Source organism: Acinetobacter sp. CWB-G5 (genome assembly GCF_019209785.1).
GTDB lineage: Bacteria > Pseudomonadota > Gammaproteobacteria > Pseudomonadales > Moraxellaceae > Acinetobacter > Acinetobacter johnsonii.
The window spans coordinates 430,703-442,805 of the sequence record NZ_JAHUTF010000001.1; the positions used below are offsets into that span (position 1 = coordinate 430,703).

Below are 12,103 nucleotides of genomic sequence, written 5' to 3' on the forward strand. Positions count from 1 at the left end.
ACCAATGCAGATTGGTGCACGATGGTTGTGCAATTTTGCACAGGATGTGGAAAATAAAAAATGAAAGTAGATTGGGATCATCTGCAGTTTTTTTTGGTCTTGGCACGCGCTAAAACCCTGACCAATGCAGCACGGATTATTGGAGTCGAACACAGTACTGTGGCACGGCGGGTACAGTCTTTAGAAATCGCTTTAGGTACACCGCTGTTTAAACGTGAAGCCACAGGCTATGAACTCACCGTCGATGGCATGGCTCTGGTTCCGCGCGTAGAGCAAATGGAACAGGCCTTTTTGCAAATTCAGAAACCGCAACAGCCACTTGAAGGTCGTGTACGCATTGGCGCACCTGAGGGTTTCGGTACGGCATTTTTAACCCAGTTATTGGCCGAACTGTCATTGCAATTTCCACTACTCACGATCGACCTGATTCCTGTACCGAAGATGATGAAGCTGTCACATCGTGAAGCGGATATTGTGATTTCAATTGACCGTCCAAAATCAGGTCCCTACATCATTACCCGACTGACCGATTACTGTTTAAAAATTTATGGCAGCAAGCGCTATCTGGCACAGCATCCGCCTATACAGCGGATGGAAGATTTAGCGACCCATCGCTTTGTCAATTATATTGATGATCTGATTTATAGTTCGGAGCTGTATTGCTTGGAACGGCTACCCATTCCTCTGACGGCAAATTTTCGTAGTAGCAGTATTTTGGCCCAGCAAATAGCGGTCAATGCAGGAGCTGGATTGGCCATTTTGCCGCAATTTCTAGCCCATGACCAACCCGACTTAGAACAAGTGCTGCCCGAGCAGGTACGCTTCACACATACCTTTTGGATGCTGACTTTTGTCGACCTGCAACACGAGCCACGGATTAAATTGGTCTGGGATTATTTGCGGAAACAAGCCGACTTAAAACAAGGCATGTTGATGGATTAAATCATACACAGCAGGTTCTTATTTATATTCCCCCGTCGCAATACGTCGAGCCAGTTGTTCCAAACGATCGACTTTTTGTCGTTGCGGTAAAACATGGCAGACCATCTCGGCGGTATAATCCACAGCTGTATTGGGAATCAGCGGTCGAGTCTGACTTGTTACATAGTCTTGACTACTGAGTAACGAGCCATTTTTTTTAAAATTGGCAGATGAACGAATGCTATAGACTTCATTGTCACAGCCAACTCTGTATAGCGCGAGTGAGTAATCCCCTAACTCCAAGCCGTCTTTTTCTTTGTCACTCTTAATGAGATATTTGACCCAATATTCAACTTCATTACGACTCGTATCAAGCATTTTCACTCGATCAAAATCGACATAAACATATTGTGAGCGATCATAATTTGCATTCACAAACGTCCATTCGGCAAACGCAGATCCTCCCCATAATACACAAAGAAAACCCAATAAAATACGACTTAACACATCACTATCCCCCAAGATAGACGGGCAAGATTATAGCAACTCCCTTATATAAAGCACATGAAAAATCAAACTAACATACTGAAATATATCTATTTAAATAGCTATAAATTAGAAAGTTTCAGCACATATTTCTCTACTTAGTTATAACTGGTTATCACTCTAGATAGACTATGTGGTTTGTTTTGCATACGGCGAATAGCCTATTTTGTTTACTAACACGCAGTGTAATCCTCTTGATATTTTCAAATAGCTACCATTATTGATTTTTAGCGTGGTGATCTTGGAAGCCAAATTAAAGCCATAAAAAGATCAATAGCCACAGTCCTTCCATTTATTTTAGTAGCACTATGAATATGTTTAACTTTGCAAAATCGACGACAAAAATTAAAGCCATGCATGTGCATGGCTTTACTTGAAGGGATTGAACTAACTCGTTTTATAGCTTTAAGCTGGAATTTGTTGCGTAATACAGTGAATATTACCACCGCCCAACAAAATTTCACGCGCTGGTACACCTGTAATTAAATAGTCAGGGTACATTTGCTGAAATAAGCGCTGTGCTTGTTGATCCGTGTTTTCATCGAATAATGGGAAAATGATCTGCTGGTTACTAATCAGGTAATTCACATACGAACCTGCCAAGCGATTGCCTTCAACACGCTCAATCGCATTGCCTTTTTGCACATCGTTGGTTTCATTTTCACGCGCATACAGTGGGCCTGGTGCTGGTAGTTTCCAGACTTTTAAACGACGACCTTGTGCATCCACTGTATTTTCCAAAACCTTCAATGCCGCCATAGAACGTGCATATTGAGGATCAGTTTCATCATCGGTCCAGTGCAATGCCACTTCACCCGGGCGAACGAAACAGCACATATTATCTACATGCCCATCTGTTTCATCGTTATAGACCCCATCTGGTAACCAAATGAAAGTCGTGACGCCTAAACACTCTTGTAAAATTTCTTCAATGTCGTCTTGTGTTAAATCTGGATTACGATTTGGGTTGAGCAGGCATTCTGCCGTGGTTAAGAGTGTACCTTCACCATCCACATGGATGGAGCCACCCTCTAGCACTAAGGGTGTAGAAAAACTTTCCAGCTCATGCATCGCAGAAATTTGCTTGGCAATGAGCTGGTCTTGATCCCATGGGAAATACAAGCCGCCATCTTCTCCGCCCCAAGCATTGAATACCCAGTCAATACCGATACGTTCACCTTGTGCATTTTTAACAATCGAAGGTCCAGTATCACGCGTCCACGCATCGTCACTTTCCATTTCATATAATGTCACTTCTGCAGGCATAGTTTTGCGTGCTTTTTCCATTTCTGAAACAGGAACAGCCATAAATACAGGCGTCTTTTTTAAAATAGCCGCTGCAACTTGGGCAAAAGCCTGTTGTGCTGGCTGTGCATTGTCACGTCAGTTATCAGTACGATACGGCCAAATCATCCATACTGCTTCTTGCACTGCCCATTCACCCGGCATACTAAAACCCTGTTGCTTTGGGGTTTTGATTGTTTTTTGCTTTTCAACTACAAGTTCCATTTTAAACTCTCTTGAATTTTAACATTTCCAAATTTTTGCTTTAGTGAATTAAAGTCGTTCACGCACACTGTTTTAAGCTTCCTCAATTGGCGTTCCCAAAGAGATTGGCTGCTTTTTAATTTTCTTATACACCACTAAACCAATGCCTACGCATAACCAAACCCCACCAAATTCGAGGGCTGATTTTTCCAAGTTGATCCATAAACCTAACAATGAAAATACAGATGCCAAAGGTAAAAATAGGTTCATAAACAGATTTTTAAAGCCTGATCGCGCTTTAGCAATTACAAAGAATTTCATAAAGACCGAGAAATTCACCATGGTAAAGGCAATTAAGGCACCAAAACTGACAAAACTCACCACCGTTGCAAGGTCGACATAAATTGCCAATAACGAAATTAAACCGACAAAGAAGATTGAATAAAGTGGCGTACCGAGTTTTGTGCTGACCGATCCAAACACTCTTTTATTGAATACTCCATCACGCCCCATAATGTACATTAAACGTGAAGCGCTGGCATGGGTTGCTAAACCTGAAGCGAAGGCATTCATAATTTGCACGCTTAATAATGCCGTTTGAAATGCTGCACCACCCACAATCAAGGCAATTTCAGGCAAAGCTTCGTCAGGGTTCTTAAATTGAGCCAAGGTTGGGAATTGCAATGTAACAAACCACGACACCGTAATAAAAATTGCGCCCCCCAATAACGTGGTCCAAATAATTGCCTTTGGAATGGTTTTAGTTGGATTTTTCGTTTCATGTGCGAGTGTCGAAACTGCATCAAAACCTAAATACGAAAAACACACCAATGACACTCCCGCAACCAGTGTACCCAGTTCTGGCTGACCACTAAACATTGGTTTCATGGTTACAACGTGGCTATAACCTTGTGAACTTCCAATTCCTGTCACCACCAGATAGATAAATACCAGCATCATGATCAAAGTCGCAATCACAAAAACAAAGCTGAAATTGGCAAGAATATTAATGCGAAAGCTATTAATCAGGGTAACCATGATAAGCACCCAAACAGTGTAGGACACATCAGGAAAGAGTGAATTCAGATAAAATCCTGCCAACAACGCATTAATCAGCGGCAACAGCATGTAATCTAATAACGAACACCACCCCACAAAAAAGCCCATGGTTTTGCCACAAGTTTCACTAGTGTAGGTATAAGCAGAACCTTCCTTGGGTGAGAGTCGACTAAAACGTGCATAACTTACTGCGGTTAACAGCATGGCAACCAACGCTAGTAAATAAGCCAAAGGCACTTGCCCATTGGTCACTCTTGAAATAATCCCAAAAGTATCAAATACCGTCGCTGGCGCCATATAGGCAACCCCAATGACAACCACTTGCCAAAGGGAGAGACTCCTGTGTTTATTATCGCCTTCCATGCTTTTACTCCTGTAGCAATGCAAGCTCTTTCTTCCGTGCATTAGTTGTTTCAACTAACAACACCTATATTGAGAAGGACATCCTTTTCCTTCCCAATACTCCCTAAAACTACATTTAAATTGTTATCACATTTTCTTCTAAATAACTTTGCATGCCAGACTCACCCAACTCACGGCCAGTTCCACTCTTTTTAACCCCCCCCCACAAAGAACTCGGATGAATCATTTGGAAAGAGTTAATCCAGATATGTCCAGCACGCAGCCGCTTAGCAAGTGATTTACCATGATCGACTGAGCCCGTCATAATGGTTGCAGCCAAGCCAAACTCCGAATCATTTGCCACTTGAACGGCTTCATCTTCTGTTTTAAAAGTACGGCAGCACATGACTGGACCAAAAATTTCTTCTTTCCACAGGCGACTATTGGTCGGTACATCAATAAAGATTTGTGGACGAATATAGAAACCTTGCGCAGGACATTGAATATTTTCAGGCTCCACCAAGGCTTGCAGTTGCTCTTGTTCTGCAAGTGCTAAATATTCATTTACTTTATTAAATTGCTTTTGCGTGGTCATGGGACCCATACTGAACTGCCCTTCCGCTTCTTGTCCTAACAAAATGGCTTCTGTGGCTTGCTTCAGCTTTTGGTAAAATAGTGCAGCAATGGATTCATGCACCAATACACGCGACATGGCAGAGCACATTTGTCCCGCGTTATAGAACATTCCACCTACGGCTTTTGCCACGGCATCATCAATATCGGCATCATCTAACACTAAAAATGCAGACTTACCACCGAGCTCAAGTGTCACGCGTTTAACTGAGTTTGCTGCAGCTTGCATCACTTGAATACCAATTTCGGTACTGCCCGTAAAAGACACTTTTTGTACGTCTGGATGGCGCACCAAATGTTCAGCGGCTACTGCATCGCCCAAGACCAAATTAAATACGCCTTGTGGAAAATCAATTTGATTGAGTAATTTAATAAATTCGAGTTCTGGTAAAGGTACCAATTCCGAAGGTTTAAATACCAAAGTACAGCCTGCTGCTAAAGCGGGCGCGATTTTCCATGCACTGGTAATTAAAGGGAAATTCCATGGGGTAATTAATGCCACCACGCCCACTGGGTTTTGCTGATGGGTAAGTTCAGTACCGTGATCAGTCTGACTGGTTTTGCTGAAAGCAAATTTTTGCACTAAATCGGAATAGTAGCGGTAGCATTTAATGCTGTTATCGACATCGACTTTGGCTTGACTGATGGACTTGCCATTGTTGTGATGGGATAGTTCAACCAGTTTGTCTTTAGACTGTTCAATCGCATCTGCGATTTTATTCAGCCATGCTGCACGTTCTGCTGCACTGGTATTGCTCCAGCTTGCCAAAGCTTGGTTTGCTGCTTCAACCGCAGCATCTACATCATGGGGTGACGCTGCAATGAAATACGCGAGTGCTTGTTCACTACGCGGATTGATCACCGCAATCTCGGTAGAGCCTGTCGTTGCAGCCCATTGTCCATTGATATAATTTTTCATCTTTTTACTCGCCTTAGCATGATGGCACTCTCCAAGACTGATTGAGTCTCTTCAGCACAGCACAACTATAATTCCATTTTGCTTTTGACTATTTTTAATCTTTTTTATCCCAGCCCGTTTCGCAGGCTGACAACTTCTGAGCAACCTGATTCTGGTGAATCAGGTTGTTCTTAAATGAATGACCGTAAAACTTATAAATGACCTTCAGCTTTTAACTCTTGAATGGTATTTTGAATCGCATGACGCAAGGTTTTAACCGTAAAATCAACTTGTTCACGCGTTAAAATTAACGGTGGGGACAACACGTTCATGTGTCCAACTGGACGTACTATCAAGCCGAGTTTTTGGCAATGATTGGCGATACGCTTACCCACACCGACTGAACCATCAAACAACTCTTTGGTGTCTTTATTGCGCAAGTTTTCGATACACATCATGAACTTCTTGCCGCGTACCTGACCGACAATTTCCAAGTCAGCTAAGGTTTTTAACTGCTCTTCAAAATACACGCCAACGTCTTGCACGTGTTCACAAATATTTTCACGTTCAATGATTTCAATATTTTTTAGTGCCGCAACACAGCTCACAGGATGACCTGAATAGGTAAAGCCGTGTGTCAATAAGCCACCCTTGTGATGCGGTTTGCTGATCGCGTCATAAATTTCATCAGAAATAATGGTTGCACCCAAAGGTAAATAACCTGAAGACAAACCTTTAGCACAGGTGATGATGTCTGGAACAATGCCAAACACTTCTTCAGAAGCAAACATATGACCTAAACGACCAAATGCCGTGACCACTTCATCCGACACATACAACACGTTGTATTTCTTACACACTGCTAACGTTTTCGCATGGTAGCCTTCTGGTGGCACAATCACACCACCTGCACCCATAATTGGCTCAGCAAAGAAGGCTGCCACATTGTCTGGACCCAATTCCAAAATCGTATCTTCCAGTTCCTGCACTTTTTCATTACAGAAATCTTCCATCGATTGCGACTCAGGCTTACGGTATGGGTTCGGACATGAAACGTGATGCACCAATTGATTGTGAATTTCAAAACCAATGTGATCTGCTTCAATGCCGGTTAGACTCATACTGATATAAGTACTGCCGTGATACGCATCTTTACGTGCAATCAATTTTTTCTTTGACGGCTGACCAATTTGATGGAAATAATGGTGAATTAAACGTACTGCCGTGTCATTTGCGACAGAACCACCACAACCAAAAAACACATGATTTAAGCCTTTTGGTGCATGTTCAGCCAATTTTGCCGCTAATTTTGCCGCTGGTGCTGTGGTTTGATGACCGAATGGTGAAAAGTATGGCAGCTCCATAATTTGTGCGGATACGGCATCGGCAATTTCTTGACGGCCATAACCCACATTCACGCACCACAATCCACCAATACCATCTAAGTATTTATTGCCATGTGCATCATAAACAAAAACATTTTCACCTTTCGCCATAATTAAAGAACCTTCTTCTTTAAATGTGGTGAAATCTGTCCATGGATGAATTACATGATCTTTGTCTTTTTGCCAAATATCTTGAATATCAACTTCTACAGGTAATTTAGAGTTCATACTTTGTCCTTCCTAACGCTTCGCAGCACATCAATCCTGATGGCTGCATTTTAACTATATATTTATGAAATCATCGGTTTAAACAGCTTCTGCACAATGCGGTTGCACTGCACTCGCTTGCATAGCGTCATAATTTAAAATGGCATTCAGCAATACATCTGCACCCTGTGCCGCATCTAGTGCATAAACATCTTCAGCCTCGTTGTGGCTTAGACCATCAATACACGGAATGAAAATCATGGTGGTTGGGCAGTGCTTGGCAATATTAATTGCATCATGACCCGCACCACTGACAATGGTCTGGTTGGAATAACCCAGTGTATCCACCGCTTTTTGTACCGTTTCGACACATTCCGCATCGAAATAAGTCGCTGGGCTTAACCAATGCTGAGAGATACTAATCTCTAAGTCGTGGTGTTCCGCCAATGTTTGCAAAATTTTACGGGTTTCTTCTTCCATTTCCTTCAACACAGCATCGTTTGGATTACGCAAATCGATGGTCCATTGAATTTGCCCTGGAATGGTATTGCGTGAAGAATTCGCCACTTGCATTTCACCAAAAGTGACTAATCCCTCTGGGAAGCGTTTACGAATATTACGCTCTAACTCCGCAATCATCGCCGCTGTACCCACCATAGTATCTTTACGCATATACATTGGCGTTGTGCCTGCATGCGCTGCTTTACCTGTGGTTTCGACATCGAGCCACAAAATTGCTTGACCACCGGTCACGACACCAATAGAAATTTGGTTTTGTTCTAAAACTGGCCCTTGTTCAATATGCGCTTCATAATACGCTTTGAATGGACGTGCTAAAGGTGTTTGACCCAACTGACCGGTACGGAGCAATTCCGAATAAACCGATACACCTTGCTTGTCGGTACTGTCATACACTTTTTGCTTGGCTAGTAAGCCCGTAAATGCAGCCGAACCCATCATGGCTGGGGTAAAACGTGCACCTTCCTCATTGGTCCAAACCACAACTTCTAAAGGATGATAGGTCGTGATATCCTCTTCAGCCAAGCGCTGTAGTACTTCCAAACCAGACAGCACACCATAGATACCGTCAAAACGACCGCCTTTCGGTTGCGTATCTAAGTGGCTGCCCATAACAATGGGTAAAGCTGTTGTAGAAAGACCTGCACGTCTTAAAATTAAATTGCCAATTTCATCATAATCTATTGAAAGGTTGATTTTTTTAGCCCAATCGATCAGTAAAGAACGTCCCGCAACATCTTCATCCGATAATGCTAAACGTGTATTCCCGCCTTTATCCGTTGCGCCAATTTTTGCCATTTCCATCAGCATGTGCCACAAACGTTCCGCATTCGCTTTCATTACTAGAAACATCCATTTTATAAAATATTTTTTTGTGTTTTTACAGAACACCAAATTTCATAAATTCACTCTAGAAAAAAAACTGCATGGCAACAAGTTATATATTTTTAACCGAAGTATTAGTAAAACTTATACCCTCTTATTTCATACCAAGTTTATTGCCAGCACCATCATAAATCGCTTGCAAAACAAACCTAAATTAAAAAATAAGACGCAGCATTCAAAAATGATTAGTGCATTGATATTAATCAGATTTACAAAAATTAAATTATGGATTACACACGTAAAAAAACAAATATTGATTATTTAAAATACACTTTTAATTCAATGATTACCTATACCGCATTTTTTAAATCTGTATTTTGATTGTTTAACACACAATAATTTGATCTAGAAATAATCATGCTCGAAGATCAATTAAAAATATACGTACCAATACCATGTAATCACCGCATCACCTAAATGCACACAGGTTTAGTAATAACTTTTATAAACTCAACCATTAAAAAAATGAACAGCGATGAAATACAAAGGATTATTCTAAGATTTCAGAATAACCCTCCTGTATATTGAATCGACTCAATCAGAGTATGACTAGTCTTAGAATGCCTTAGTGATACTAAAAACTACCGAATCATCGGCGTACTCTAATTCTTTATTGATATTTGAATCGACGTAATACAAATCAAAAGTAAAGTCGTTGTAGCTATAATTTCCGCCTACTTTATAATCATAGTAAGCGTCTTCTTGATCCGTCGCCCACAAAACATCGTAGGCTTCATGACTTGAAAACTGGTTATAACCGACTTGGGCGTAAGCACTCCAATTTTCAGCAATTGGGTAATTATAAGTGCTTTCATAGCGAAGCATCTTGCCCGTATTGAAGTAATATTCAGGAGAATAATAGAAGGTAAAATTCAAGGTATCTTCAGCACCTAACAATCCTGTCCCCATTGCACCAACAGAGTATTCTTCATAATTAGGATCTGGTAAAGATTTATCAGCACCTGGATAATTAATGTCCGCGTATTGAACATTCAGTTTAAAACGATTATTTACCTGATAGTCATAACCCAAGTAATAATCAAGCTCAATGCTACTGCCAATACCAAGTTCTTGATTCGATGCAAACAGTTGCGCATATAAGCCTGAATCATGGTCAAGGCGTAAAAAGCCTTGTACTGCTGGATCACCTTCAGTTTGTGAATAGCCACGCGAATAATAATCAGTTAAAAATGAAACTGTACCACTGGTCGAAAATCCCTTTAACCAAGTTGATTCTGCAGCTGTTTCTGCATGTACACTTGAAATTGCTATTATTGCCAATACACTACAAACTAACTTATTGCTCATCATTAATGTTCCATCAATTCCATGATTTTTATTTGGTTTTTTTATTGTCATTCATTTTTTAAGAAAGCATAGAACCAATTCCAACAATTCAACAGGAACCATTTAGCATAAATAATTATTTTGTTTTTCATGGTTTTATAACTAATAATCAATAAAATACTGCAACTTGAGTAACAAGTAATAGTAAAATGATACAAAGAAAAGCCTGAAATAGTGTCCAAATAGAAAAATGAAGCCTCTTAAAAAAAGAGGGATTAGATTGACATCAATTACATGGATCTGATCGACATTTAAATGCTTATCAACCCCACCATTGAACTCAACTTCATCTTCATATTTTTCAAACACAGAGTTTAAATTGAATTAACACTTGAAGATATCGAACTTTATACATTCTGCTAATGATTCATATTAAAGACACTTCTTAAATCATTAATAAAATATTGCTCAACCAAAGATAATTCGCGATCTTTGTGCCATGCTAATGAAATGGGAATAATTGATACATAAGGAAATGGCGGAAGTTGCTTAAATAAATGATAGCTGCTACTTTTTTCAATGATATTTTTGGGTAGTAAACCAATTCCAATTCCATTTTTAATAAAACGAATCACTTCATCCATATTATTTGTGGTGACAAGCAATCGGTTATTTTTCAAAATTTTTTCACGAACTTCACTTAGCGGTGACAAAGGATCATTTAATTGTTCACTTTGAAAAGAAATGAAGCCATGCCCTTTAACTTGATCTATGGTCTCGATATTTTCTGAATACAACACATGTTGATCACTACAAAATAAAGCATATTTTTGATTAATTAAGGTCTGATAGTTTAATTTGGAATGCTGAATTTGATTTATCCCAATCCCTAGTGCTGGAATTTTTTGTAATAGTAATTGTTGAATTTCTTTACTTTTAAGCACATCAACTTGAAAATCTACCTGCGGATATTTCTGATGAAAATCATGTAATAATTTGTCGTACCGCATCGACTCAATCCGACTGAGTACTAAAAGTTTAATTGTTCCAGATAAACTATTTTTTTCAGTATTTAATTTTTCCTCATAATCCATCAACTGACTGTAAATCATCATACTGGCTTCAAATACAATCTCACCTGTGGCTGTTAAATAAAACTTTCCTCCCGTCCGTACAATTAGCGTTTCACCAATCTGTTCTTCCAGTCTTTTTAAACTTTGACTGATGGCCGACTGAGTCAAAAATAATTTAATAGCCGCTTTATTCAAACTCCCTTCTTGTACAATCACACGAAAAATACGCAGCAAAGACCAATTACATTTATCGAGTAATACATTTGATCTCATAGCTACACCTCATCCTCTGCGATCTCATAAACATTATTATGATCATATCAAAAATATAAAAACCTAATTTTTACCCTGCACTGACATCTGAGTACTTCCGACACCATTACATATGTACGTTTCCACAAGACTCCAAAACTCCATCATTTTCACAATTACTCTTAAAATGACGTTGAAAAATTCATTCACTTTGAAGAAAAGTTTCATGGATTAGAATATAGGACTATGTAAAATTTGTCCTTTTTGATGCCCATAGACGAGAGCCATTTGGATCTAAATACTCAGAGCCAATTAATATTAATCATCGAGGATGCCCCTTACTCCTAAAAGTTGAGACTTTCAATCACACGGCTATTTTTTTATCAGTAATATGGATTAATTTGTGAGAAAAATATAAAAAAAAGCCCCCTGTAACTACAGAGGGCTTTTTAAATTTGGCGGAAGCGGTGAGATTCGAACTCACGGAGGGGTATAAGCCCTCGTCGGTTTTCAAGACCGGTGCATTAAACCGCTCTGCCACGCTTCCATGTGCGCCATCATACGGAGCTTTTGTTTTGATGACAAGTAAAACTTACCGTCAAAGCAAC

General features: G+C 40.0%; 8 protein-coding genes, 1 tRNA gene and 1 pseudogene. 1 reads left to right on the forward strand and 9 read right to left on the reverse strand.

Going from position 1 to position 12,103, the window contains the following annotated elements:
* Positions 1 to 60 precede the first annotated feature (60 nt).
* Positions 61 to 942, forward strand: coding sequence for a LysR family transcriptional regulator (locus tag KVY11_RS02130; RefSeq protein ID WP_087010719.1), 882 nt, complete (start codon positions 61 to 63; stop codon positions 940 to 942).
* Between the two features lie 18 nt (positions 943 to 960).
* Here the strand turns inward: KVY11_RS02130 and KVY11_RS02135 are convergent, their stop codons facing one another.
* The 9 genes and pseudogenes from KVY11_RS02135 to KVY11_RS02175 all read right to left on the reverse strand — a co-directional run bounded on the left by KVY11_RS02135 (position 961) and on the right by KVY11_RS02175 (position 12,042).
* Positions 961 to 1,428: a surface-adhesin E family protein gene (locus tag KVY11_RS02135; protein ID WP_218287956.1), complete on the reverse strand. Its 468-nt coding sequence runs from the start codon at positions 1,426 to 1,428 to the stop codon at positions 961 to 963.
* 444 nt (positions 1,429 to 1,872) lie between these two features.
* A pseudogene (aguA, locus tag KVY11_RS02140) lies at positions 1,873 to 2,976 on the reverse strand (agmatine deiminase).
* Between the two features lie 72 nt (positions 2,977 to 3,048).
* Positions 3,049 to 4,377: an APC family permease gene (locus tag KVY11_RS02145; protein WP_218287957.1), complete on the reverse strand. Its 1,329-nt coding sequence runs from the start codon at positions 4,375 to 4,377 to the stop codon at positions 3,049 to 3,051.
* A gap of 115 nt (positions 4,378 to 4,492) precedes the next feature.
* Complete coding sequence (locus tag KVY11_RS02150; RefSeq protein ID WP_218287958.1) at positions 4,493 to 5,908, reverse strand: aldehyde dehydrogenase; 1,416 nt, start codon at positions 5,906 to 5,908, stop codon at positions 4,493 to 4,495.
* Positions 5,909 to 6,099: 191 nt separating this feature from the next.
* On the reverse strand, positions 6,100 to 7,500 hold the full coding sequence (locus KVY11_RS02155; protein ID WP_218287959.1) for an aminotransferase: 1,401 nt from the start codon (positions 7,498 to 7,500) through the stop codon (positions 6,100 to 6,102).
* A gap of 78 nt (positions 7,501 to 7,578) precedes the next feature.
* Entirely contained in the window at positions 7,579 to 8,838 is a 1,260-nt protein-coding gene (locus KVY11_RS02160) for a Zn-dependent hydrolase (RefSeq protein WP_218287960.1), read from the reverse strand.
* A 600-nt stretch (positions 8,839 to 9,438) separates the two neighbouring features.
* Positions 9,439 to 10,194: a TorF family putative porin gene (locus tag KVY11_RS02165; protein ID WP_218288202.1), complete on the reverse strand. Its 756-nt coding sequence runs from the start codon at positions 10,192 to 10,194 to the stop codon at positions 9,439 to 9,441.
* A 395-nt stretch (positions 10,195 to 10,589) separates the two neighbouring features.
* On the reverse strand, positions 10,590 to 11,516 hold the full coding sequence (locus tag KVY11_RS02170; protein ID WP_218287961.1) for a LysR family transcriptional regulator: 927 nt from the start codon (positions 11,514 to 11,516) through the stop codon (positions 10,590 to 10,592).
* A 435-nt stretch (positions 11,517 to 11,951) separates the two neighbouring features.
* Positions 11,952 to 12,042: transfer RNA gene (locus KVY11_RS02175), tRNA-Ser, on the reverse strand.
* Positions 12,043 to 12,103: the final 61 nt, after the last annotated feature.

What these genes read in the sequence shown, in the direction of transcription:
- KVY11_RS02130 (WP_087010719.1), top strand. Translation starts at nt 61, where the DNA reads ATGAAAGTAGATTGGGATCATCTGCAGTTTTTTTTGGTCTTGGCACGC.
- KVY11_RS02145 (WP_218287957.1), bottom strand. Translation starts at nt 4,377, where the DNA reads ATGGAAGGCGATAATAAACACAGGAGTCTCTCCCTTTGGCAAGTGGTT.
- KVY11_RS02150 (WP_218287958.1), bottom strand. Translation starts at nt 5,908, where the DNA reads ATGAAAAATTATATCAATGGACAATGGGCTGCAACGACAGGCTCTACC.
- KVY11_RS02155 (WP_218287959.1), bottom strand. Translation starts at nt 7,500, where the DNA reads ATGAACTCTAAATTACCTGTAGAAGTTGATATTCAAGATATTTGGCAA.
- KVY11_RS02160 (WP_218287960.1), bottom strand. Translation starts at nt 8,838, where the DNA reads ATGAAAGCGAATGCGGAACGTTTGTGGCACATGCTGATGGAAATGGCA.
- KVY11_RS02165 (WP_218288202.1), bottom strand. Translation starts at nt 10,194, where the DNA reads ATGATGAGCAATAAGTTAGTTTGTAGTGTATTGGCAATAATAGCAATT.
- KVY11_RS02170 (WP_218287961.1), bottom strand. Translation starts at nt 11,516, where the DNA reads ATGAGATCAAATGTATTACTCGATAAATGTAATTGGTCTTTGCTGCGT.